This window comes from Mesotoga sp. B105.6.4 (genome assembly GCF_002896535.1).
Lineage (GTDB): Bacteria > Thermotogota > Thermotogae > Petrotogales > Kosmotogaceae > Mesotoga.
The window spans coordinates 29,463-53,066 of the sequence record NZ_JWIM01000031.1 but is presented as its reverse complement, the minus strand read 5'-3'; the positions used below and the strand labels follow the sequence as shown (position 1 = coordinate 53,066).

The 23,604-nt window shown below is 46.9% G+C and carries 23 protein-coding genes; 1 reads left to right on the top strand and 22 read right to left on the bottom strand.

The window, feature by feature from the left end; genetic code table 11:
* The first annotated feature begins 7 nt into the window (after window positions 1-7).
* Window positions 8-1,093 (top strand): DUF4097 family beta strand repeat-containing protein, encoded by a 1,086-nt coding sequence (locus RJ60_RS07170; RefSeq protein ID WP_103134353.1) that lies wholly within the window; start codon window positions 8-10, stop codon window positions 1,091-1,093.
* Window positions 1,094-1,652: 559 nt separating this feature from the next.
* Here the strand turns inward: RJ60_RS07170 and RJ60_RS07165 are convergent.
* The 22 genes from RJ60_RS07165 to glgD form a co-directional block, all read right to left on the bottom strand.
* Window positions 1,653-3,452, bottom strand: a complete 1,800-nt coding sequence (locus RJ60_RS07165) for a bifunctional 2',3'-cyclic-nucleotide 2'-phosphodiesterase/3'-nucleotidase (protein ID WP_258006227.1) — start codon at window positions 3,450-3,452, stop codon at window positions 1,653-1,655.
* A gap of 823 nt (window positions 3,453-4,275) precedes the next feature.
* Entirely contained in the window at window positions 4,276-5,790 is a 1,515-nt protein-coding gene (locus RJ60_RS07155; protein WP_103134350.1) for a 1-acyl-sn-glycerol-3-phosphate acyltransferase, read from the bottom strand.
* Window positions 5,787-7,061, bottom strand: coding sequence for a HAMP domain-containing sensor histidine kinase (locus tag RJ60_RS07150; protein WP_103134349.1), 1,275 nt, complete (start codon window positions 7,059-7,061; stop codon window positions 5,787-5,789). The genes RJ60_RS07155 and RJ60_RS07150 overlap by 4 nt, the downstream gene beginning before the upstream one ends.
* Window positions 7,051-7,713 (bottom strand): response regulator transcription factor, encoded by a 663-nt coding sequence (locus RJ60_RS07145; protein ID WP_103134348.1) that lies wholly within the window; start codon window positions 7,711-7,713, stop codon window positions 7,051-7,053. Before RJ60_RS07145 ends, RJ60_RS07150 begins: the two co-directional genes overlap by 11 nt.
* Window positions 7,710-8,588 (bottom strand): DMT family transporter, encoded by an 879-nt coding sequence (locus RJ60_RS07140; RefSeq protein ID WP_103134407.1) that lies wholly within the window; start codon window positions 8,586-8,588, stop codon window positions 7,710-7,712. Before RJ60_RS07140 ends, RJ60_RS07145 begins: the two co-directional genes overlap by 4 nt.
* 31 nt (window positions 8,589-8,619) lie before the next feature.
* Window positions 8,620-9,693, bottom strand: coding sequence for a DUF4384 domain-containing protein (locus RJ60_RS07135; protein ID WP_103134347.1), 1,074 nt, complete (start codon window positions 9,691-9,693; stop codon window positions 8,620-8,622).
* Between the two features lie 12 nt (window positions 9,694-9,705).
* Window positions 9,706-9,846: a hypothetical protein gene (locus tag RJ60_RS16105; protein WP_258006209.1), complete on the bottom strand. Its 141-nt coding sequence runs from the start codon at window positions 9,844-9,846 to the stop codon at window positions 9,706-9,708.
* Entirely contained in the window at window positions 9,819-10,109 is a 291-nt protein-coding gene (locus tag RJ60_RS16100) for a hypothetical protein (RefSeq protein ID WP_258006226.1), read from the bottom strand. The genes RJ60_RS16105 and RJ60_RS16100 overlap by 28 nt, the downstream gene beginning before the upstream one ends.
* Window positions 10,110-10,278: 169 nt before the next feature.
* Window positions 10,279-10,635, bottom strand: coding sequence for a hypothetical protein (locus RJ60_RS16095; RefSeq protein ID WP_258006208.1), 357 nt, complete (start codon window positions 10,633-10,635; stop codon window positions 10,279-10,281).
* Window positions 10,632-11,675 carry a flavodoxin-dependent (E)-4-hydroxy-3-methylbut-2-enyl-diphosphate synthase gene (gene ispG / locus RJ60_RS07125; RefSeq protein WP_103134406.1) on the bottom strand — a complete coding sequence of 348 codons (1,044 nt, stop codon included), beginning with the start codon at window positions 11,673-11,675 and terminating at the stop codon, window positions 10,632-10,634. The genes RJ60_RS16095 and ispG overlap by 4 nt, the downstream gene beginning before the upstream one ends.
* Entirely contained in the window at window positions 11,672-13,183 is a 1,512-nt protein-coding gene (locus tag RJ60_RS07120; RefSeq protein WP_103134346.1) for a site-2 protease family protein, read from the bottom strand. Before RJ60_RS07120 ends, ispG begins: the two co-directional genes overlap by 4 nt.
* Window positions 13,174-14,304: a 1-deoxy-D-xylulose-5-phosphate reductoisomerase gene (dxr, locus tag RJ60_RS07115; protein ID WP_103134345.1), complete on the bottom strand. Its 1,131-nt coding sequence runs from the start codon at window positions 14,302-14,304 to the stop codon at window positions 13,174-13,176. The genes RJ60_RS07120 and dxr overlap by 10 nt, the downstream gene beginning before the upstream one ends.
* Window positions 14,301-14,993, bottom strand: coding sequence for an RnfABCDGE type electron transport complex subunit B (locus RJ60_RS07110; protein WP_103134344.1), 693 nt, complete (start codon window positions 14,991-14,993; stop codon window positions 14,301-14,303). The genes dxr and RJ60_RS07110 overlap by 4 nt, the downstream gene beginning before the upstream one ends.
* A 10-nt stretch (window positions 14,994-15,003) precedes the next feature.
* The gene (gene rsxA, locus RJ60_RS07105; protein WP_103134343.1) at window positions 15,004-15,585 is read right to left on the bottom strand and encodes an electron transport complex subunit RsxA; all 582 of its coding nucleotides are present in this window, start codon (window positions 15,583-15,585) and stop codon (window positions 15,004-15,006) included.
* A 13-nt stretch (window positions 15,586-15,598) separates the two neighbouring features.
* The gene (gene rsxE, locus RJ60_RS07100; protein WP_180979923.1) at window positions 15,599-16,210 is read right to left on the bottom strand and encodes an electron transport complex subunit RsxE; all 612 of its coding nucleotides are present in this window, start codon (window positions 16,208-16,210) and stop codon (window positions 15,599-15,601) included.
* The gene (locus RJ60_RS07095; RefSeq protein ID WP_103134341.1) at window positions 16,210-16,932 is read right to left on the bottom strand and encodes an RnfABCDGE type electron transport complex subunit G; all 723 of its coding nucleotides are present in this window, start codon (window positions 16,930-16,932) and stop codon (window positions 16,210-16,212) included. Before RJ60_RS07095 ends, rsxE begins: the two co-directional genes overlap by 1 nt.
* The gene (locus RJ60_RS07090) at window positions 16,925-17,875 is read right to left on the bottom strand and encodes an RnfABCDGE type electron transport complex subunit D (protein WP_103134340.1); all 951 of its coding nucleotides are present in this window, start codon (window positions 17,873-17,875) and stop codon (window positions 16,925-16,927) included. Before RJ60_RS07090 ends, RJ60_RS07095 begins: the two co-directional genes overlap by 8 nt.
* Window positions 17,872-19,191, bottom strand: coding sequence for an electron transport complex subunit RsxC (rsxC, locus tag RJ60_RS07085; protein WP_103134339.1), 1,320 nt, complete (start codon window positions 19,189-19,191; stop codon window positions 17,872-17,874). The genes RJ60_RS07090 and rsxC overlap by 4 nt, the downstream gene beginning before the upstream one ends.
* A 173-nt stretch (window positions 19,192-19,364) precedes the next feature.
* A complete protein-coding gene (locus RJ60_RS07080) occupies window positions 19,365-20,822 on the bottom strand; it encodes a 5'-nucleotidase C-terminal domain-containing protein (RefSeq protein ID WP_103134338.1) in 1,458 nt (485 codons plus the stop codon).
* Between the two features lie 12 nt (window positions 20,823-20,834).
* Window positions 20,835-21,128, bottom strand: a complete 294-nt coding sequence (locus RJ60_RS07075) for a hypothetical protein (protein ID WP_258006207.1) — start codon at window positions 21,126-21,128, stop codon at window positions 20,835-20,837.
* Between the two features lie 25 nt (window positions 21,129-21,153).
* Entirely contained in the window at window positions 21,154-22,422 is a 1,269-nt protein-coding gene (locus RJ60_RS07070) for a glucose-1-phosphate adenylyltransferase (RefSeq protein WP_099829334.1), read from the bottom strand.
* Between the two features lie 13 nt (window positions 22,423-22,435).
* Window positions 22,436-23,563, bottom strand: coding sequence for a glucose-1-phosphate adenylyltransferase subunit GlgD (gene glgD, locus RJ60_RS07065; RefSeq protein ID WP_103134336.1), 1,128 nt, complete (start codon window positions 23,561-23,563; stop codon window positions 22,436-22,438).
* Window positions 23,564-23,604 lie beyond the last annotated feature (41 nt).

Sequence of the window (23,604 nt, the reverse complement as noted above, 5' to 3'; positions counted from 1 at the left end):
TGATGAAATGAGAGAAAGCAACAGAAAGAGAGGGCTGGCCCTTGCGGGACTTTTGCTTGGAATAGGGATTCTTTTGATAGGTGCAGCAGTGATAATCCGGCCCGAAATCATGGGCTTCAGTTTTGGTTCTGGCAGGTCATTCACAGGAATGAAGTTTAACGAAGACTTCTCGGTGACGATCACCGAGAAGATAAACTCATTGGAAATCGACAGCCAGAACGGTAAGGTCGAAGTAGTCGGCTGGGATAGAGATTATGTTGAAATCAAGGTAGAGCGTTCAATTAGAGTTGCTGACGAAGATCTCAAAGAAGAGTATCTTGAAGAGACTAGGCCGAACATCAACGCAGCAGATGGTAAGCTCACTGTGATTGTTCCCAGATTATCGCAAACGAATGAATTCATGGGGCAGGCGACAACAATTTATATGAATATCCCGTCGGAAACGGTGGAAGATATTTTAGTGAATACAAGCAACGGCGCAATGGTTTTCAAATCACTTAATGCCTCAATAAGAGGCAGAAGCAGCAATGGAGGTTTGGAGCTGATCTCCGTCTCGGGAAACATGACACTTGAAACCTCTAATTCGCCCATTTTTGTCGAGGAATGCGCCGGAGTCATGGAACTTAGATCCACCAACGGTGCGTTTGAAGGAAAGGGAATATCTGGAACCCTCATTATTGAGACAAGTAATGCTCCGATAACAATCGAAAGGGGAACTCTCAGTGTTTCGGCGAATTCCACGAACGGAGCAATTACAGTCACTGAGGTCACTCTTATCGGTGATAGCAATAGTTTTGAAACCTCAAACGCGAAGATTGTCTGCGACGCTATTCTTCCAGATTTCGGTGTTCTTGAATTCCTGTCAACTAATGGAAGTATAGGAATCTTTTTAGATGACTCGATTCGTGCAGAGATAAGCGCATCCACAACCAATGGAACCGTCAATTTGAAGGGGCTTACCGTAGGCGTAATCAGTTCGAGTTCAACTAGCTTGAGAGGAACACTCAATGGAGGCAACGGCCTCCTCATAACTATGAAAACCAGTAACTCGAACATCAGCATCGACAAGCGCAATGCTGAAGATTCGATCTAGTGACAGAAAAGGGTGGATTTGAATCATGGCCCCATTTACCAAACTCATGCGTTCGTGGATTTCAAGTATCCCTAGAGTGGTAAGCCGGATTATCTTCTTCGAACTCAGGATTGAGATCTCAGAAAAAGGGCTCAAAATCACTGGTTGTGATGCTGCAAAGGATCTATTGCCTGTCGCCTCCCTGGCACGATGTGAATCTGTACAAAGAGTGGGATTGCCAATCGAGTTAAGAAGGTGGACGTAGGATGAAGAATAATCGGAGTTCATTTGCAAAGGAAGCGGAATCTGATCCTTCGGACTGATCATTTAAGTCTCATTGAGCGGAGCAGATATCTCGAATAAAGCGCTAAGTCGAATCTCACTAACTACCGATCTGCTCGGGACTGGGTGTGCGAGATGAAAGGAATGCCCATGCAAAGTATTTTGTCTTGCTCAACATGCGTTGGCCGCGAAAGCGCGGATTCTCTGTCTACTCATCAATATTAGCTTCGAGAATATGTAAGTGAATGACAAAAAACCGGAGGCATATTTACCTCCGGTTTTGCTCACGCAAGTGATTCTAGTTAGAGACTGTCTGTGGAACGTTTTCTGCCAGCTCTACGAAATCTACTTCGAAGAGTCGGTCTCCGATGTATTTGATTCCTTTTATTCCGAGCTCGTCTATGAGTGAGGCCGCTTCCTGATTGGATGTGAAGGTGATTCTACCGGCCGCTTCGAAAGGAGCTATCGACCAGTTGTAAGACGGAGTTGGAGTTATCGTGCCCTGTTCAATTATGTAATCGATAATCACGCTTCGATTCTCGACTGTTGAAGAGAGAACGATGTCGGCATCTACTAGATGATAGCCGCCACCACCTGCGCGGTAGTTGTTGGTCACGACGAGGAACTCCATATCATCTTCGATTTCTTCGCCTTCATAAGTAAGGTTTACAATTCTCTGCCCAACCGGGTTTCGAACATCGATCTGATAATTGATTCCTTCGATAATGTCGAAGTTATAGGATGAGAAACGTGCCAGAAGGTTCTGGTCCTCAGTACTGCTTGGATCGATCTGGTTGAAGTTTTCGGCACACTTTTCCAGCCAACCCTTGAGTTCGATGCCGTTCACTCTCACGACGTGTAGAGTGTTCGAGTAGATGTAGATGTCGGCCGCATTCATTATCCTTATGTCGCCAGCTTCCACATTGGTGCTCGTTCTGAAGGGCGCTGCAGCCGAAAGCAAAGGCATTCCTTCAAATTCCGTGCCTTTGAAGTAGTCTCTCGCGTACCATAGCTGGGCTTCGTTGACAAGCTGAGTTACTTCGTTATCGATTACTCTGCTGAAGTATCCCGTGATCGGTACTGTTGTAATTCCTACAGGAGCCATAACATAATCAATAGTTGCCTCATGCTGTTCCTTCACAGCCTCAACTATTTCGGAAGCGGCTTCTATCGTTTCATCCACGTACCAAAGCTGCGGGAACGAGGAGAAGACTTCCCATTTTCCGTCTCTGTTGAGAAGCTGGAAATGGATTAGACCAAGGGAGTTTCCCCAGCTGCCAGCCATGGTAACGGGGACTCCATCGATTTTTTCGGCAATTCTTCCGTGACTATGACCCATGATAATTGCATCTATTCCTTCGACGTTTTCGAGTATAGCTTCAGCGTCTGAGCTTCCCTGGTGAAGCGAGACTATGACGAGGTCAACACCTTCCTCCTGAAGTTTGGGAATGTACTTCGCAGCTGCATCGACTATAGGTTCAGCATAGACTCTCCCTTCCAGGAGGACTCTGTCCCACATCATTATTTCTGGAGGGAGAAAGGCTATAACGCCAATCTTGATTGGAATTCCATCGACTTCTCTTTCCAGTATCACGTAAGGATCGTACCTGAGTTCTTCGGTGTCTACGTTGTAAAGATTTGCGCTAATCATTGGAAAATCCGCAGATGCTATCGCCAGGTCCAGATACTCAAGACCGAAATTGAATTCGTGATTTCCAATTCCAACCACGTCATAGTCCATGATATTCATGGCTTTGATTATCGAGGGAGTGTCTCCCATTTTGATTGGATCGATTCTTGCCTCACGCTCTGCGAGAACGCTTCCTTGAATGGCATCGCCAGTGTCGATCAACAGGGTGTTGCTATAGATCTCTCTTGCCCATTTGATAAGAGTGTAAGTCTTTGCTGCTCCGTAATCCTCGACTTCCTGAACGGTCAGGTAGTCGTAAGGCATAACGTAGCCGTGAAGATCCGTTGTTCCCAAAATAACGAGTTCATGAATCGAGGTCTTTCCGAATGCCATTGCAGGGATTAGACTAGCGAGAATCAGGACGATGACAACTGCAGGAATTCTTCTCTTCCAGTTCAATAGATCCACCTCCAATTAGGTTGGCCAGCACTGTTGTCTGCCGGACGAATGACTGCCCCCTGACCGTGAGAATGCTTTACCGAAGATAATAGAGGATTCCAAAGAATGTTTCGAAACAGTACTATTTTACTACAACCTTGTGGCTTCAACTAGAAAGAAAAAACAAATCTCAGTAAATGGAAGTAGGCAATCTAATTAAGAGGGGAAACAAAAGAGCGGGGTTTGGGGTTGTGGGTCTAGGGTCTAGGGTCTTGCAAGAGCAGAAGTGATGCTGCATTTGGCAGGAGGCGATTAGAAAGCCAGTCAGGCTCCGCCTGGCCAGTCTCTGCCTCCGGCAGAGGCCAGTCACCTTCGGTGGCCAGTTCCGCTTCGCGGGCAAAGAACCACCCTTAGGAACGGGTTATGTAAATCGGGTTAGGAGGAGCGGGTTATTGAAGCGGGTCATCAGAACCGAGTTTTGAAGAGCGAGGTCCTGTGCAGAACCATTCACAGGATGATAGTCTCTTCTGCTGACGAAGAAAAACCGCTGCGTGCTAAGAATCAAGGACCCCCTGATCTCTGTTAACAGAGACATCATATGTATTCTCCTCTTTGGTCATCCCGATATGAAACTGATCGGGATCTCGCCCTGAAGAGCCGCTGTACACCAGAAGTTCCGCTGTACGCTGTGAAGAGTCGTCCTTAGTCCTTCGTCCCAGATCATGGACCCGTCCTTGGGAAGAGCCTGAGGTCAGAGGCAAGAGGTCGGAAGAGCGAAGAGATCTTGATCTTCTTACCTCAAGCCTCATTCCTCTTACCTCTGATCCCCCTTCGTCAATTAGCACCACGGGAGTCATCCCCAAAGATCGGTGTGGTAGTTCTCCCTCTTGAGCCTGAATTTAATCTGGAAGTCAACGATTTCCTGCCACTTGAGAGCACTGGTTGTTGAAATGAAGCTTACCATTTCGCTTCCGATTCCGAAGACAGGCTCGATGCTTTTTTCTATACTGGAGTTTTTTATCACGTTGTAGTCAAGCCTGTAGTCGCCAATTATGGCATGGTCTTCGTACATCTTTGCCTTCACACTCTTTCCGTTAAAGACTACTTCATCTTTAATCGGGAAGGAAAGACCCATGTTTCCCGGCATTATCTTGTCGTGCAGCTGAATGACTTCATTCACAGTTGGTTTCGTCCAGCTCTTTCCACAAGAGGAACAGGAGAACCCCGATCTGAAGCTCTTAATTGATGCGATTGCTCCACAACTAGGGCAGCGCCAGATTAACTTCTCTATATGCTTGTAGTTTCTGTATGGGAGTTTGAAGGTGGGATCTTCTTTGCCCAAGAAGTTCATGACCTTCTCTTCAAGTTGAGGATCATCTGCTTCAATGGGGTTTCCGAATTCAACAGTCGAAGTACCAATAGAGAATGTTTTCGACCATCTTGGCCAAAGCCGCTGAACTCCGAAGAACTTCACAGGGATTATGGGTATTTTCAACATCCTGAAGAGTTTCCATATCTCCTTTTTTGTGTGAAGAGGTCTACCATCCCACGATCTTGCCGCCTCCGGTGCAATTCCGAGAGGGACTCCCTGTCTTATGGTGGAAAGCATCTGTCGAATTGCAGACGTATCGACGGCGTATCGTCTTACCGGAATTACTGCCAGCCAACCCAACAAGCCCAATCTGTCGACATAGATTGCAGTGGCGACGAATCTAATGTAACGCCACGTGGAGTAGAAAATCAAGGGGCCGTCAAAATGCGTTTGGTGCGCCAATGCGATTACAAATGGCCTTCTATCTCGCAAGACTTTTGTGTTCTTCACTTTAGAAGGCAAGATGAAAAGAATCACCAGCTTCACAACGAAGGAAGCCACAATGAACTGCCAGGGGATAGATGTTGATTTGTCAAAGGGAATTTGCTTTCCAGCTTTAGGAATCATGAACGGAAGTTTTTCTTTGTACGCGCTGTAGCCAGTTACTCTCTTAGATGTAAGGTATTCTTGAAGCAACGAGTAAATAACGGCCAATGCACCGATTACGGATACATATAGCACTCTCCAGTAATCGCCACAGAGGAATCCCATGCCGAAAAGGAAGAGAATGAAACCTGCGTTAAACGGATGGCGAACAAATCTATAAGGACCACTCTGAACTGTAGTTTCCGGTCCAAAAGAAGTGGTTGGAAGTCTTCCAGACCAGTAAAAGACGACCAGCGCAGAGTACACGGACAAAAGAAGTGATCCTGCGATAATTACTGATGCGATGACGGTAATCGCTACTGGTGAAGAAAAAGGCGCTCCGCCGAAAAGAAGAATGGGGATTACGATCCACATTATCGCGAGTTCTATAGCTGACAAAATGAGCTTCATCTCAACTCCTTCACTCTGAACACTGCCCCTCCATCTTTACAGTTCTCTGCATTGATTGAGAGCCTAAGAACTTTGCATATCTTGCCGGCAATCGAAAGACCTAGCCCGTGACCTTCCCCACCTCTTGAAGTGTCGCTTCTGTAGAACCTGTCAAACACCTTGTCTAATTCGTCTTCATTTATCCCTTTTCCATAGTCTCTAACATTAAGTGCACCATCTGAGAATGTGATCTCTATTGGGTGATCGCCGCCGAACTTCACTGCATTCTCCACGAGCACTTTAAGAACAATCTTAAGGAGGACTTTGTCCGTTTCGACTTCAATGTTCGGAACATCAACCTTGAATTCGACCGATTGGAATGAAGGAGTTCCCAGTATGAGTTCATGTATAAGCTCCCGTAGATTGAAACTCGTTACCTGGATTTCCATGCTGGGTCGCGAGAGGAATAGCAAGGACTCGGTGATAGTCATCATTTTGGCGGCAGTATCGTAAATACTGTCAGCAGCTTCTTTTACAACTTCGGGATCTTGAGATCCCCAGCGCTGAATCAGTCTCGAGAAGCCGAGGATCGCGGTGAGAGGAGAACGAATTTCATGTGCGATGTCTGAGGAAAACTGTTCCTGCCTGCTGTATCCGTCCTGAATTCTGTCTAAGGCTCTGTTGAGATCCTCTTTCATTTCAGCGAGTTCGGAGGTTTTTGGATCACTCTCGAGCCTCCTTGAAAGGTCGTCCAGAGTTATCTCTTTCAGCAGGCGCGAGGTTTCCTTAAGCGGTTTGGAAACTCTACTTCCAAGAAGGAATCCGCCAATTACCGAAAGTACTATTCCAACGAACAGCGATAGAAGAAGAGTGGTCGACAGACTCTCGAGGAAGAAATCCAGGTCATCCATTCTCGCGCCTAGGATAACCTTCTCATCGCCGTTCCAAAAGCCGTAAAAAAGATAAGAGCTTCCCTCCAATCTCGTGCGGACGTATCCATCTACATCCGGCACAAAAGCTAGCTCTGTAGGATTCTGGACCACAGTGTCGTCGACTCTTACATAGAATTCAGTAGTTCCTCTGCCAATTGACATTCTGCCCATCCCAAACCTGTAACCCTTACCCATAGGAGAATCCATGAAGATCCTCCGCATCTCTGCAGAGTAATTGCGTATGAAAACATTTTCCGAAACTCCGTACACGAACAGGGCGGAGACACATAGTATGAAGACAACAAGTACTACCGAGTAGATGGCTACCTGCGTCGCAGTCGAAAGCTTCTTATCTGACAACGTAGCCAGATCCCCTTACCGTCTTGATTATTTCGCCGCTCTTTCCCAATTTCTTGCGAAGGTAATTGATATAAACTTCAACAACGTTTGGATTACCCCAGTCTTCGCTTCCCCAGACCTTTTCAAGCAATCTATCTTTCGACATGACAATTCCGGCATTTGACAGCAAGACAGCCAGAAGATCGAACTCAGTTTTGCTCAACTGAAGTTCTTCCCCTCCTAGGGTGGCTTCTCGCGACTGAAGGTCAAGGGTTATCTCATGGTAGCTTATTCTTTCCCCTTTTCCCTTTCTCCGGAGAATAGCTTCGATTCTAGCTAGAAGCTCCTCAATAGCAAACGGTTTAGGCAAATAGTCGTCTGCACCGCTCTTCAGGCCGCGTACACGGTCCTTCACTTCGCCTCTTGCTGTAAGCATGATTACGGGTAGGTCGGTCGAAACATACTCCCTGATCTCTTCGAGTACCGAGAAGCCGTCGATTCCCGGAAGCATGACGTCGAGAATCAGAAGATCAGGAAGTTCCTTCTCAAGATACTTCAGTGCTTCCTTCCCATCACCCAAGACTTCTATTTCATACCCCTCGTGGCTTAACTCCATGCGGAACAGTTTCGCAATATGTACATCATCTTCTACAGCTAAGATCCTTCCCTTCACTTCTTCACTCCTCTATCTCTTAACATGTACGACGAAGTCCCACCGAATATCATACCTGCCGTCATAAGCAGCAACCCTATTACCTCCATTTTACCCGGAATCTCTCTCAGTATTATCATCGCGAAGAACAAAGCAAATGCCGGTTCGCCAACATAGATAAGTGATGCGCCAACTGATCCGAGAAATCTCTGGAATCTCAGCTGTACTGCCACGGCGAAGATAGTAGCGAATACCGCCGAGAAGAGAGCGACAGTGACTATAGATCCGCTTACCCGTACCCCGCCATCGACAAAAGGAATGAGAACCAGATTAACGATAATGACTACCACAAATTGAGGGACCAGCAGCTCCATCTCTCCTGAGTCTTCTCTTTCTGTGAAATACGAGATGAATACTACATGCAGAGCAAAAGAGATTGCACAAAGGGTTGTAAGCAAGTCGCCAAAGTTGAAACCGGCTTCCGGCGTCGTCAAAAAGTAGAGTCCGACGAGAGACACAGCGAGCGCAAGAATCTGATACCTGTTGGGAATTCGCTTTTCCACAACCGGGCCGATTATCGCTACAAGCCCAACGTAGAGAGCGGTAATAAAGGCGCTTTTCGATGCTGTGGTGTGAACAAGTCCCCAGGTTTGAAACACATAACCGCCCGAAAGAAAGAGCCCGAGAATCAGTCCCTGAGTGAAGCTTTTTCTCGAAAGCCTTATTCCCAGCTTCTTCCTTATGGGAATGAGTAGCAAGAGAGCAAATGAAAAGCGAAGAGCATTATAGAAAACCGGGGAAAGCCCTTCCAGTATGTTCTTCTGAACTGGAAAGGTCAGTCCCCAGAATGCAACAACGAGTAGTAAGTTGACGTATGCCTTTGACTTCTGCTTCATCAAAGAAAGAACTATCCCTTTCGGGACACTCTTAGTCGGCTGCGCCAAGTACTATTGCGAGTACAATTCCCGCGATCAGCACTCCGATTATCGAGAAGAGTATGATGTTGTCCGTTTTCTTCTCTTGCTCTGTCTTCTCAGTTAATCTAAAATCGACCGAAGTCGTCATGTCTCTGTTGATGTAGACATTTTGCTTCGCATCGTGGTAACCCCACTTGGAGACCGTTACCGTATGGCTTCCAACCTTCTCAAAATCTCTGTAAGGTGTGTCACCGGCATACTGTCCATCCACATAAACCTGACCATCGGGGATCGATGTAACTTCCAGATAACCGTAAATGTAATTTGGCAAGAGCGAGAACTGAAAGTTACTTGAACCAGGTTGCACGTTTATTGTTGCCGGTCCGTATACGAGGTTCCTGTCTGTGTAGATGTATACCGAGTGCATACCGGCCTCCAAAGTTGTCGTGACCGGTGATTTTCCCATGAATATTCCATCGACATAGACATTTGCATCCTTTCTGTCTGCACTGATTGTAGTCCTAACCGTGAAAGGCACATAGCTGTTGTAGAAGTAAGTGTAACCTATCCCCCAGCTTGTGTTGAAGACAGGGTTAATCGCAATCGACAAATTGTTCACGTTCTGACCCAAATATGGGAATGGATATCTATCGAACAGAGAAAACACATTCCCTAAGAAATTCAGGGGAGAAGTCGATGCAACGACTACTATCGTCTCTCTTCCTCTGTTTGATTCGACCTGCAGATTGTATTTTGTGGTCGCCTTATCCGTCGGTAGAGTGTAGGTCCTTCCACCCTGGACGTAGTTGTCCTGATCGTAGACATTTGGAAAGAGAACCTGGACCTGCCCCGACTGATCGATATCCAGAACAGCCACATAGGCGCTTCTGTCAACGGAGAAAGACAATCCGAGCGACTCGCCACCGTAGTAAGTTGATCCGGTACCCTTGTTCAAGCTTACGTTTACATTGATGCTAGCTCCTGACCTGTTCAGGAACATAAGTCCCTGAGGGTCATAAGCGACTGACGTGGCAATAAGAGAAACACTGAGAGCAATAATCGCAATAAGCAGTACTTTCTTCACGCTAATCCCTCCTTATCCCTTTAGGCTTTCTACTGCATCGGTGATAACGCCTGTTGATTTCGAAAGTCCCTGAATTTCCTCTTCTGAAAGTCCAACATGCAGTATTCTTTCTACTCCACTTCTCCCTAGAATACTGGGAACGCTGAAAGGCACATCCTGCATACCTTCAAATTCCCTGTGTCAGATGAGACTGTAAGGACTGAGTGTTGATCGTTCGGAATAGTGGAAAGCACCTTTGATACAGCAAGCCCTATTCCGTAGTATGTTGAACCCTTCTTTTCAATAACACGATAAGCAGCGCTTCGTGTCTCTTCAAACAGTCTCTCAAACAGAGCGTCTTCGCAGTTCCCTTTGCAGTTTCTGCAGAACTCCTTTATCGGAATACCTGCGATGTCGACATTCGTCCAGCTAACGATCTCACTATCACCGAGTTCACCAATAACATATGCGGAACGTTTCTCGGGTCAAGTCCACAGTGGTCGGCTATGCTCTGTCTTAGTCTTGCCGTATCCAAGGTAGTACTGGAACCGATGACTTTGCTCCTGTGAAAGCCAGATGTCTTCCAGGCAACTCATGTGAGTACGTCTACCGGATTCGAGACGACCAAAATAATCGGCTCTTTGCTGAATGAAAGTACTCATCGACTGCTCTCTCAACCATTTTTGCGTTGTTCTTTAAAAGCTGGAGACAACTCTCCCCTTCTTTCTGTGGTCTTCCGGCTGTGATAACCACTATGTCTGAATCGGAAGAAACTGAATAACCTCCTCCATGTATCTTCACAGGCCTAACATAGGCATTACCGTGACTCAAGTCCATCGCTTGCCCTTTGGCGAGCTCGTCATTTACATCTACGACAACAATTTCATCGGCAATACCCTTTGTCATAGGTGCATAAGCGATCGAAGACCCCAACATACCGGCTCCTATTATCGAGACTTTCATCCATCACCTCCCGACAGGAGTTCATCAAACCAATGTCGGAATCGTGATTCAAGGTTCCGCTTCTCCACCTTCTCGACTATCTCTCCCTTGAGAAAAATGACTCCGCCGGATGCAGTGCCGGCGATCCCAATGTCCGCATCTTTTCCTTCCCCAATTCCGTTTACAACGCATCCCATAACGGCTACAGAAATGTCATCTTCGATATTCCCTACCCAACTCTTCACTTTCCTTGCAAGAGACTCAACATCTATTTCGGCTCTTGCGCACGTCGGACAGGAGATCACGTCAACTCCCTTTCTTAGCCCAAGTGAACGAAGAATGCTCAAGCCTACTTCGATCTCCTGAACGGGGTCTCCCGACATCGATACTCTTATGGTGTCTCCAATGCCTTTCAGCAAGAGTGTGCCAATACCAATAGAAGACTTTACGGTTGAATCAAGCCCGAAACCTGCCTCTGTAACTCCAAGGTGAAGCGGATAATCGGTCTTCTCGAACAGGTATTCATTTGCACTCACAGTCTCTGATACCGATGAAGACTTAAGAGAAATCACAATGTCCTCGAACCCTGCACTCTCAAGTATTCTTACTTGCGCAAGAGCGCTCTCTGCAAGAGCGATGGGTTTGTCGTACAAACCAAAACTTCGGTCGAGAGAGCCAGAGTTTGCACCAACTCTTATTGGAACACCGAATTCTTTAGCAACCTTCACTGTCTCCCGGACCTTCCATTCCTGACCAATATTTCCCGGATTTATCCTTACCTTTGCTGCACCGTTCTTTACGGACTCAACTGCGAGTCTGTAATCAAAATGAATATCTGCAATTACAGGGATTTTGCTTGATGAGCAAATCTCTTTGATGGCCTGTGCTGACTCAAAATCAGGAACGGAGACTCTTACAAGATCACACCCGGCATCTGTAAGCCTATCGATCTGCTCGAGAGTTGCAGGAATGTCGATTGTCTTGGTATTTGTCATTGACTGAACCGAAACCGGATTTCCGCCACCGACCAAGACATTCCCAACTCTTACGGTTCTACTCATAACCATCTGCCGATATCGATGAACGTAATATAGATCATGAACCCCATGAGTATCATGAAGCCAATCACATTGATTAACCCCTCAATCTTCGGATCCAGCCTCTTTCTGGTAATTATCTCAAGCAAGGCGAGCAACATCCTCCCACCATCCAGCGCGGGGAAGGGAATCATGTTTATCACTCCGAGGTTGAGCGAGATGAAGCCCGCGAGGAAAAGAACTATCCTCGGCCCAAGGCTCACTGCTTGGTCAACTATTGTTACCAGTCCAATAGGACCAGTGAATTCGTTGATGTTCGCTCCTCCAGTGAAGAGGCTGCCAACAACCTTCACCATGGTTATTAGGAGATCGTTTGCCCACTGAACCCCGAGAACTGCGGCCTCAACCGGGCTATCTGGATACCAGTAATCGCTTCCCTGAGAAAAGGCACCGACCTCACTCACGAGAGCAATCATTTCGTTCTTGGTCATCGTTAAGTCAACTACCTGTCCATCCCGTTCCAGGGTAACGACAAATTCTTCAGGGAAGCCGTATCTAGCGAAGGTAGTCTCTCTTCCTGTGAACTGAATTAGAAGTTCGTTTGGTTTCAAGGAGAGGAGCTGACTCATGGTTGTAAGATCATAACTTGTCTCGGTTGTCATCCCGTTTACCGAGACAAGAACATCTCCCTTCCTGAACTGGCCGAAATCAGTTGCAACTATCGGTTTGAAGTTTGCATAGTAGATCCCCATTGCGTAGCGTTCCTCTGCAGGGGAATAAGTCAGGAGCGTGCCGGAAAGATTCGAACCGTCGGCAAAACCAAGTCTGATAGTGCTCTCAGGAGATAGTATGCCGCCGTATCCAACGTAATCGCCGTTGAACGATGCTCCGTTTATTGAAGAGAGAGCATCGCCAAATTCACCTGAGACATTGCCGATCACTATGAAGGCCTCTTGAGGAAGCATTTCTGGGATTAGAGTTATTTCGACTTCTCTGCCTTCCCTAATAACTACTAGATCTATTTTCTCGCCCCTCACAACGGCTTCGCTAAGTCTTGTATTGTCTAGTAGAGTCTTACCATTTACTGAGGCGATCCTATCTCCGGGAAGCATTCCGGACAGTGCTGCAGGAGAACCAAGCTCGACCTTGTCGATCTTGACTTCCTGAAAGCCCCAAACTACTGCCACCAGAGAGAGTATGAGAAAACCCAGAAGCACAGAGAAGGCCGGACCGGCGAAATAGATAATGAACCTCTGCCAGGCCGGCTTGTTCTGTATCTGCTCGTTATCCGGAACGGAGGAGTCTATAACATCTAGATCTTCTCCGGCAGGTCTCACGTAACCGCCAATTGGAAATGCGTTTATCCTGAATGTAGTCTTCTTTCCTTTTTTTGACCAGAGCTTTGGACCCATTCCTATGGCGAATTCTAGAACTCTCACTCCAAAAACCCTCGAGAACAGGTAGTGACCGAGTTCATGAACAACCACTATCCCCGTTAGAATGAGAAGAAAGTACACTATTGCTAATAACATCTATTCACCTCTTCTTGAGCCAATCTTCTTGCCAGAACGTCAATCTCGATAATTTGACTGTAATCGACCGGATTTAGATCATCTGTTCGGGCAACCGTCCTTTCAATTATATTGTAAATGCTCCCAAAAGGCATCCTACCCTTCATAAAAGCATCGACTGCTATCTCATCTGCAGCATTATAAGCGATTTGCTTGCTGACAGTTCCACAAATCTCTCTCGCAAGTGTCAGAGCGGGAAATCTCTCTTGCTGCAGTTCTTCCAGGACAATTGGTATGCCGGCTATCCTCGCTTCTCCGAAAAGATGGTGGTGCACTGGATAAGTCAGAGAATATGCAATCGGAATTCGCATGTCCGGGCGCCCCACATGAAGTTTCATAACGCCATCATTGTACACAACACCGGCATGAACAAAACTGTTTCTACAAATATAAGTATCAATTTCACTCGATTCGAATCCAAAGAGGTATTTCGCTTCAATTACTTCGAGTCCCTTGTTAACCATTGAAGCGCTATCAACGGTTATCCTGTTTCCCATAGACCAAACAGGGTGTTTCATGACATCTTCAGGGCTTGCTTGGTGAATCCTTTCTTTCGGCCAATCCCTCAGGGCGCCGCCAGATGCGGTTATCAAGATTCTCTCAGGGCGAACAGTACCGTCAAGAAGCTGAAAGAGGCCGCTGTGCTCTGAGTCGACCGGGATAAGCTCTACCCCTCTGTCGGCACATCTGTCCGGAAGAAGATTACCTCCACAAACGATAGACTCTTTGTTCGCAAGACATAGTCTGCTGCAGACTTCAGCCGCCTTAAGGCTGAATCTCAGTCCGGCTGCTCCACTGACCGCAAGCATCACATAATCCGGTCGGGACTTTTCGAGCATTGTTTCTATTCCCTCTTCGCCTTGGAAGAAGGTTGTTTCCGGGAAGGAATCGACTAGATCCTCATTTTTTTCAAGAGTGGCGGCGAACTTGGGATGAAATTCTGAAAGCTGTTTAGAAAAAGAGACGAAATTGTGGCCACAGGAAATGGCCACAATTTCGATTTCTTCAATCTTATCTACTATTTCGAGTGTCTGTGATCCTATAGATCCGGTAGAACCAAGAACAGCCAACCTTTTTTTCATGACTCAAACTTCTTTTTTATCTCAGCCGATTCTCCAGAAGTATCTTCAATTATCTTCTGAATCTCTGATTGGGAAAGCGCCATAATCTTCGCAACTTTTTCGGGCACGTTCTGTCTTTTGCCCGGGACACACTTGTCTGCGTTCTCTTCCTTGTTCGCGACCTTTATGGCAAAGGCAGCACAACCGGGTGATCCACAGATTCCGCAGTTTATGTTTGGAAGAATCGCAAAGACCACAGCAGCTCTAGAATTCTCTTTCAGTTTTCCCTTGTAACTATCGATTTCTTCCTGAGTCGGCCTTTTTGGTTTTGGCGGCGCTGCTTTTACTTCAGTTCCAGAAGAAGAAAGAAGCTTTTCAAGCGCCTTCTCCGGATCTTCTCCAGATTCTTCGTACAGAGCCGTGAGTCTCTCCGCATCCGTATCCATTATTACTTTGAGTTTCTCCGGTACGCCGGATCGCTTGCCGGGAATACATCCATCCAGCGGGGCTTTGGCTTCGGCGATAGCTTTTGCAAAGGCCGAACAACCGGGAAAGCCGCAAGCCCCACAATTAACCCCAGGCAAGGCCGCTTCTATGAGTGTAATTCTCGGGTCGCTTTTTACCGCGAATTTGGCTGAAGCAAAGGCAAGAAAGACACCTGCTCCTATGCCAAGTATGGCCATAAACAGAACTGAATAGACTACTGTCATACACACCGCCTCACAGTTTCACGAGGCCCTGGAAACCCATGAAGGCCATCGAGAGCAAACCGGCTGTGATCAATGCAATGGCAGTGCCCTTGAAGGGCTCCGGAACCTCGGAGAGCTCCATTCTCTCTCTTATTGTTGAGAAAAGAATTAGCGCGAGGGCGAAACCAAGTCCGGCGCCGGCGGCATTAACTATTGTCTCGAGCAGCGTATAGTTCTGCTGAACATTTAGAAGCGCCAGACCGAGAATTGCGCAATTAGTAGTTATTAGGGGAAGAAATATCCCCAGCGCATCATAAAGTGACGGACTGGCCTTCTTCAGGAAGATTTCTACAAACTGCACCAGTGTTGCGATAATCAGGATGAACACTATTGTTCTAAGAAAAGGAATACCGAGCGCGTCAAGCGCGATGTTCAAGAGCCATGTGATTATTGAAGCCATGATCATTACAAATGTAACGGCTATGCTCATTCCAACCGCTGTATCTGTCTTCTTCGAAACACCGAGGAACGGACATATTCCTAGGAATCTGGATAGAACGAAGTTGTTTATTAGAATTGCTGAAAGAAATATGAAAACCAATCTGGTAGCCATCAGTCAACCCTCCTCATTTTGCTGCCTTCTTAGGTTTGCTACGCTTTATTCCAAGGTAGTTGAAGAATGCGGCAAGCATTCCCAGAGCAATGAATGCACCTGGAGGGAGTATCATGGCAAACATCTTCACATCAGAAAGGTGGTAGTTGAAGATTGAGCCATTACCGAGAAACTCTCTTACTGAGCCCAGCAAGACCAGAGAGGCGGTAAAACCAAGTCCCATTCCGAGGCCATCCAGGAAGGATCTGAAGACACCGTTCTTTGAAGCAAAGGCCTCTGCTCTACCGAGAATGATACAGTTCACCACAATCAGAGGGATGAACAATCCCAGAGTCTTCCAGAGATCATAGATGAAACCATGCATCAGCATATCGATCATAGTTACAAAGGAAGCAATTATCACAATGTACGAAGGGATTCTGATCTTATCCGGAATGAACTTCCTTACGAGAGAGATCGTAATGTTCGACATTGCTAGAACGGCAGTCGTTGCTAGCCCCATGCCAAGACCATTCTCAGCGCTAGTCGTAGTGGCTAGAGTCGGACACATTCCCAGAACCTGAATGAAAATCGGATTCTGCTTGATGATTCCGTTTGTGAGGACTTTGAACTTAGATTCAGCCATTATCGAACACCTGCCTTTTCCAAGAACTCGGAGATAGCATTTAGTGAGAATGCGACGGCTCTTGGAGTTATCGTCGCTCCAGTCATCACGTCACTTACTGTGACTATTCCGTCTTCTTGCTTTCTAATCTCTATCTGATCTCCTGAGGGAGTTACTCCTGCGTCTTTGTCAACCCTTACGCCCTTGTCAAGGCCCTTACTAGCTATAGGGAAGAACCTCTGCTGGACGGCAGCGTTAGCAATATTGGCTCCAAGTCCTGGGGTCTCTTGCGAGTACTCGAGAACTTTTATTGCGTTAAGGCTAACTCCGTTTGGTCCACTGACGAAGGCAGCCATCGACTTAACATCTCCGCCATAACCGACCGCGATTCCTATTGCTACATATATTTCGCTGCCGTCTTCCTTGACAAACTTGTATGCAGGACTTTCAACCTTTCCCTGTGAACTTGTTGCCGTATAGATTATGCCTTCCGATGAGTCGAATCCGGCGGGAAACCATTCAAACTCCGCCAGTTCGCTGGCAGTCTCAGGGATGTTTTCTGCTGCTATAAGCAACTCTCCAGTCTCCGCATCTGTGAGGACTTCTCGGATAGCCTTTAGTTTTGCGCCTAATTCCGCATTGGCGATGGGCTCCTTAACGACAGTATAAACTACCGAAAGAACCAGTGCGGCGATAATAGTAATTACCATCAGAGTAATGCCCGTCTTCAAGTATTCACGCATTGCTCTTCACCTTCTTTGGCTTTCCAAATATCTTGGGCTTGGTCCCCATATCTATTAGAGGCACGAAGGCATTCATCACCAGAATTGCGAATGAGACACCTTCAGGATAACCTCCGAATAACCTGATGATCATAGTCACAGCTCCACAGCCTACTCCGAAGATAATGTGCCCTTTGATAGACATCGGGCTAGTCACCATATCTGTTGCCATAAACAGAGCTCCAAGCATAAGACCGCCGCCAAAGATGTGATAAAGAGGCGAACCAAAGCCCGGATTCACCGCATAGAATATCGAGGCCATTATCGCAACCGTTCCGATGTAGGCAATGGGGATAAACGGTGCCACTCTCTTCCTTAACAACAACCAGCCAAAGCCCAATAGAAGCAGCAAAGCGCTGACTTCCCCGATCGAGCCGGGGATTGTACCGAGAAACATCTCTTGCAAAGAGAAGACTCTTGGTGCTCCCTGTTTCAGAATGGCCATTGGCGTTGCAGTTGTTTGCATATCGAACGGATTGAACCATGTTGTCATCTGAACGGGGAACGAGATAAGAAGAAAGACCCTTCCCACCAGTGCGGGATTGAAGAAGTTCTTTCCGAGACCCCCAAATACTGCCTTCGCGATTACTATTGCAACAAAGACACCTATCAGTGCCTGCCACCACTCGACAGATACTGAAAGGTTCAGTGCAAGCAACAATCCCGTGACGGAGCCGCTAAGATCGGGTCTGAAGCTCTTTTTCCGTCTTACGAATCTCATCACGAAGAATTCAAGAGCTTCTGCGCCTAACGTACACACAAGGATAAGAGCGAGGGCCTTCAATCCGAACGAAACGACTGCCCAAACCGCGGCCGGAGAAAGCGCTATCAAAACGTCCAGCATTATCTTACGTACGTTGTCTTCTGATCTTAGATGAGGTGCTGCCATCATTGAGAGCTTCACTTCTTCGCACCTCCCTTCAAACTCCTGTAGACCTTCTTATGCAGTTTGAAGTTCTTGACTAGATCGATCTTTGCAGGACAGGCGAAGGAACAGCTACCGCACTCAATGCAATCTAGCAGGCCGTTCTCCACTTGAGTGTCGTACAATCTGTTTGTGCCGTAGAGATTGAGGAGAAAGGGTTGGAGGTTCATTGGACAAACAAAAGTGCATTTCCCGCATCTTATGCATGGAAACTCTTCTGTTGGTTTGCTCCTGAGAAGCAGGGTTATCCCGGAAGTGCCTTTAACCGTAGGTACATCAGTCTTGGGAACCGTCATTCCCATCATCGGACCACCGAAGATGGCCCTTTCCACCGATTCCTGCGCGCCTCCAGCATATCTGATCAACTCATCCGCCATTATCCCGATTCTCGAGACCACGTTTACGGGTTTCTTGATTCCTTCACCCGTAATCGTCACGCCTCTTTCGACAAGAGGGCGGCCAAGTTCGACTGCCTCATAGACAGAGAATGCAGTTCCAATATTATCGACTACAACCCCTACATCTAGGGGAAGCCCGCCTGAAGGAACCTTTCTTTTCGTCAGCGCGAATATTAACTGCTTTTCGGCTCCCTGTGGGTATTTTGTTCTTAGAGTCTTCACCTGTATCGAAGTTGATCGGACCGCCTCTTTCATCTTCTCTATCGCCTTTGGCTTATTGTCTTCAATTCCAACGATAGCTTCTTCAACGTTTAGTGCACGCATCAAAGCGAGAATTCCCCTGACTACTCCCTCAGAACGCTCGAGCATGAACCTGTAATCAATGGTAAGGTAAGGTTCACACTCCGCGCCGTTTATGACAAGGAGATCGATTTTCTTATCCTTCGGAGGGGACAGTTTGACGCTGGTCGGAAACATTGCGCCGCCGAGCCCAACAATACCTGCAGACTTAACCCTTTGCACGATCTCTTCGGGTAAAAACTGATCGAATGGTTTTGCTGGCTGAAGCAGGTCCCACTCATCTTCTCCGGTCCTATCTATGACTATCGCATCGTCAGGTTTTGCAAGAGTGGGATGATAATACTTGGCAATCTCTTTAACCTCGCCTGTTAGAGGAGAATGGAGATTTGCAGAAATGAAACCGCCAGCTTCGGCAATGAGCTGGCCGGTTCTGACTCTGTCTCCAATACTTACAACAGGCTTTGCTGGGACTCCGGCGTGATTAGCAAGAAAAACATAAACCCTTTCAGGAGGCGGTATAACACTTAGCTGACAATCTTGGGAAAGTTCTTTTTTCTCTGGCGGGTGCACCCCTCCTCTGAAGGTAGGCAACCTCATTTAGTTATCACCTCTCAACCTTAATCAATAGATGTTTGCCTTTCTGGGATCCCGAATATCATGAAAGTGACTGCGACTCAAAATGGAAAAAGCGATTGATATTATCAAACAAAAGGAGCGGATCGCTCCGCTCCTATTATATTACATAGTTTGAGTCTTAACGAAAATCAAAACTATTTCCTGGTGATTCTGCCGCTGTCCTGGTAACCCGTTATCGGGCTGATCTCTCCAACGAACTCAACCACTACATCTGCCAGCACGAATCCGGTGTCGTAACCGGAGAGTCCTGCAAGGACCGTATAGCCGTCACCGCCAGAGGCAAGGTAGTTATTTGTAGCAACTTTGTACACCTTATTGTCATCAATGGGTTCTCCGTTCACAAGAATATCCTTGGCCTGGCCATTCTCTATTACATAAGTTACTCCGCTTACCTGAGCCATCGCCCCCTGCCCTGGTTCTCTGGTTGCCGTGTAGTCCAGAAGATCTCTGAGGGCTGTCCCTGGTACATCAACAACGTAAAGTGTATTTCCGAACGGGAGTACTGTAAGAATGTCACGATATGTGATCGGACCAGCCTGAATTGAAGCTCTGATACCACCGGAATTGGTTATTGCAAGGTCCGCTCCGGACTTCCACACCATCGCGTCACAGATCAAGTAACCGAGGTTTGTGTCTTGGGCTCTAACTACTCCCCTGTCACCCTCAAGCTTGATCGTTGTTTCACCGACAACTATGCCAAGAGCTTCTCCTCCGGCCTTCTTGAAGTAATCAAGAACAGTTGCCACTGCGAAGTCAGGTTTTATCTCTTCTGCCAGGACAGGAAGATTCCTGAAAGAAACGAAGATTACCGTTCCGTCGACGATTTCCAGATCGAGCTTGCCCACATTCTTTGCCCATTCTCCAGCAGAAACGATAATTGTTTCGTTGATTATTTCAGGTCTTTCATAGAAAGTGTGGCTGTGTCCGTCAACAATAACATCGATTCCGTCAACCGCCTTGGCAAGCTCCCAGGAATTCGGGCCCGCAAGAACCGGATTGCTTCCCATGTGGGTGAGCGCGATTATAATGTCCGCCTGAGCTTCAAGTTCGGGAATGATCTCCTTCGCTACTTCTATTACGTCCCTCCACTCGTAGTCCTTAGCATAAAGGTATTCGAGAATCTCTGTTTCCTGAGCAGTGAATCCCACTATTGCAACCTTTATTCCGCCAACTTCCTTGATAATGTATTCCTGGAAGGCCGGTTCTCCGTCCTTGTAGATATTGGCGCTGAGGAACGGGAAGCTAGCAATGTCCATCTGCTTAGCAAGTACCGATGCGTCGTTGTCAAATTCGTGATTTCCGATAGCCATCGCATCGAGTCTCATAAGGTTCAGTGAAACTATGTCTGGAGCTGCATCCTGCAGGTCCGACTCTGGAACACCGGTGTTCATGTCACCTGCGTGCAAGAAAAGAGTGTTGGGATTCTCCGCTCTAGCCTGGTTGACCAGAGTGGCTACGGCCGCAAGCCCGCCGAACTCGCCCTCTGGCCAGATGTGACCATGTGTGTCGTTGATATGGACAATCGTAAGTCTCTGAGCCATGACAAAAACTGCCATAACCAAGAGAAGGGTAATCAGAAGAACTTTTTTCATACTCATACCTCCTTATGGAATATCGGTGATTTCTCCAATTAGCTCGAAATCGAAGTGCCTATCTCCTTCACTTATATGGTAATTGATTATTTCTATTTCTGCGCAGTTTGAAGAGACAGTTTTTGAGCTTTTTGTAACCAGGAAACCGTTGAGCTCCGTTTCGGCCGGCTCTGCAAGATACAACGATTTCACAGTGAGAGCCAGTCTGAAATACCAAGAACCAAGGCGCCTCGCATTCATTATTGTCTCTAAGGGAACAAGCGATGTAACAATTGTCGTACAGATTATCAGTATAGCTATCAACAACGAAAAAGAAGCTACTCCTTTGCCTTTACTCTCTGGGCGAGATGGTCTTGCCGCCTGCCACATCTCCCTCGAAGTCCTCCTCTTTAACGTGATTAAGAACTGCGCTGTTTCTACCTATCTTAAGATTCTCGGGAATGATTACGTCCGATCCGACAACGACAATACCCGAATCATATATGTGTGGTTGAGATTCGTGTGGCACTTCGTCTCCATAACCAACAACCACCCCATCTCTAACTGTCGTTCTCTCTCCAATTATCCCCTTGTCTATGACCACATTGCTTCCAATTTTGGAGTTTGTCATAATCACAGAATTCTTAACAACCGAACCTTCCCCGATCTGCACGCCTTGGAAGATAACTGAATTCTCTACTCGACCGTAAATCTCTGCCCCTTCGTTAATCAGGGAATTTCTGACATGAGAACTGGTTCCGACGTAAGCGGGGAGATACTCTTCCGTTTGGGTGTAAAACCTCCAGGAAGGATCGTGGAGGTTCAGCGGCGGAATAGGCCGTGTTAGCTCTATGTTTGCTTCCCAGAGAGATTCGATCGTACCGACGTCTCTCCAGTATCCTTCGAAGACGAAAGCGAAAAGCCTTCCAGCGTTATCATGTACGATCTTCGGCAAGATGTTCTTCCCGAAATCATTGTCACTCTCGGGATCCTTTTCATCTTCGATTAACCTTTCTCTAAGGAACTTCCAGTCAAAGACGTAAATCCCAAGAGAGGCAAGATCCGACTTCGGTTGTTCAGGCTTCTCCTGAAAGTCGACTATTTTGTTTTCAAAATCCGTTATCATCATGCCGAATCTATTAGCTTCAGACAGCGGAACACGCATACATGCTACTGTTCCCGTGGCACCTTTCGAGAGATGATAATCGATCATTTCGTTGTAATCCATAGAGTAGATGTGGTCGCCAGAAAGGATTACAACAATTTCTGGGTCGTAATCATCGACAAAATCAATATTCTGGAATACGGCATTTGCCGTTCCCTTATACCAGTTTGAATCTCCCTGAGCGATGAACGGCGGGAGAATGACTACCCCCCCATCCTTTCTGTCAAGATCCCAAGGACGACCTATTCCGATATGCCTGGAGAGAATGTGAGGCCTGTATTGAGTAAGCACACCAACTGCGTAGATTCCAGAATTCACGCAGTTACTAAGTGCAAAGTCGATTATCCTGTACTTGCCTCCAAAAGGCACCGCCGGCTTTGCAACCTCATCGGTTAGTAATCCCAGTCTTGTACCCTGTCCGCCAGCTAGAATCAATGCTACTACTTTTTTGGCCATACAATCACCCGCCCTATATTACGCCGTGTTTTTCGATCACTGTGGGCTCTTCGCTCTCACCAACGAAACTTCTCCCAAGCCTAACTGTGCAGTACTTGTCCATAATTACGTTTTCTATGTAAGCGCCTTCTTCGACGAGGCAGCCCTCAAGGAGAACTGAGTTCTTAACGGTTGCCCCTGCCATAACTCTAGTATCTCTGAACAAGACTGAATCTTCGATTCTTCCTCCAATTACGCATCCATCTGCAATGACTGAGTTGTTCATAGATGCCGTTCCGGTGATCTTCGGAGGTGGGAGATCCTTTAGTTTCGTAAATACTCTACCGTTCTCGTAAAACAACTCTCGTCTGATCTGAGGATCCAGGATATCGAGATTTGTCTCGAAATAGCATTTCTTGCTCTGCTTGATATCCCGCCAATACCCGTTGTATCTGTACTCTCTAACATTTAGCGAAGAGAGATTAGGAGAGATAATACCCTTAACTAGCTCGTTATAGCCGTTGGGAACCGCTGAGTAGAGAAGTTCTCGCAGGAGGAACTTGTTTACGAAGTAAACACCAAGAGCAACGCAGTCTCCCTCACCAGGGTTCTCAGAGGCATTTTCCTTCTCTATCCACTTTATTACTCTTCCGTTCTTGCATATGACTCTATCCATACCTTTCATACCACATTCACCATTCTTGTTTCCTGTTAGGACGGTTATGTCGGCCGCCGTATCGAGATGATACCTGAATATCTTGGTAAGGTCAGTCTTGAAAATATGATCTCCAGAACCAATCAGTACCGAGTCTTCGTTCCCTCTCCGAAGTATGTCTATGTTCTGGAACAGAGCATCTGCAGTTCCCTTGTATCCCATGGAAGGATTATACGGTGAGTAGTAAGGCTGCAGAATGAAAAGACCGCCCTGTTTCCTGTCAAGATCCCATTCTTTACCGGAACCTATGTGGTCCATTAGGCTTCTAGGGCTGTATTGAGTAATAATGCCAACCTTCGATACCCCGGCATTGATCATATTACTGAGCGTGAAATCGATGGACCTGTACTTTCCGAAAACCGGTAGTGCGGCACTTGTACGAACTTGCGTAAGGGAACTCAAGTACTCACCTCGTCCACCTGCCAGGATTATTCCGAGAACTTTCATATGATCACCGCATTCCAGATCTGGATGCGATCTTCCTCCCT

Bases quoted from the DNA above. Each gene is read 5' to 3' on its own strand.
- RJ60_RS07080 (WP_103134338.1), bottom strand. From the start codon at position 20,822: ATGAAAAAAGTTCTTCTGATTACCCTTCTCTTGGTTATGGCAGTTTTT.
- RJ60_RS07155 (WP_103134350.1), bottom strand. From the start codon at position 5,790: ATGAAGCTCATTTTGTCAGCTATAGAACTCGCGATAATGTGGATCGTA.
- ispG (WP_103134406.1), bottom strand. From the start codon at position 11,675: ATGAGTAGAACCGTAAGAGTTGGGAATGTCTTGGTCGGTGGCGGAAAT.
- RJ60_RS07110 (WP_103134344.1), bottom strand. From the start codon at position 14,993: ATGACAGTAGTCTATTCAGTTCTGTTTATGGCCATACTTGGCATAGGA.
- rsxA (WP_103134343.1), bottom strand. From the start codon at position 15,585: ATGGCTACCAGATTGGTTTTCATATTTCTTTCAGCAATTCTAATAAAC.
- RJ60_RS16095 (WP_258006208.1), bottom strand. From the start codon at position 10,635: ATGAAAGTCTCGATAATAGGAGCCGGTATGTTGGGGTCTTCGATCGCT.
- RJ60_RS07070 (WP_099829334.1), bottom strand. From the start codon at position 22,422: ATGGCCAAAAAAGTAGTAGCATTGATTCTAGCTGGCGGACAGGGTACA.
- RJ60_RS07170 (WP_103134353.1), top strand. From the start codon at position 8: ATGAGAGAAAGCAACAGAAAGAGAGGGCTGGCCCTTGCGGGACTTTTG.
- RJ60_RS07120 (WP_103134346.1), bottom strand. From the start codon at position 13,183: ATGTTATTAGCAATAGTGTACTTTCTTCTCATTCTAACGGGGATAGTG.
- glgD (WP_103134336.1), bottom strand. From the start codon at position 23,563: ATGAAAGTTCTCGGAATAATCCTGGCAGGTGGACGAGGTGAGTACTTG.
- RJ60_RS07140 (WP_103134407.1), bottom strand. From the start codon at position 8,588: ATGAAGCAGAAGTCAAAGGCATACGTCAACTTACTACTCGTTGTTGCA.
- dxr (WP_103134345.1), bottom strand. From the start codon at position 14,304: ATGAAAAAAAGGTTGGCTGTTCTTGGTTCTACCGGATCTATAGGATCA.
- rsxE (WP_180979923.1), bottom strand. From the start codon at position 16,210: ATGGCTGAATCTAAGTTCAAAGTCCTCACAAACGGAATCATCAAGCAG.
- RJ60_RS07095 (WP_103134341.1), bottom strand. From the start codon at position 16,932: ATGCGTGAATACTTGAAGACGGGCATTACTCTGATGGTAATTACTATT.
- rsxC (WP_103134339.1), bottom strand. From the start codon at position 19,191: ATGAGGTTGCCTACCTTCAGAGGAGGGGTGCACCCGCCAGAGAAAAAA.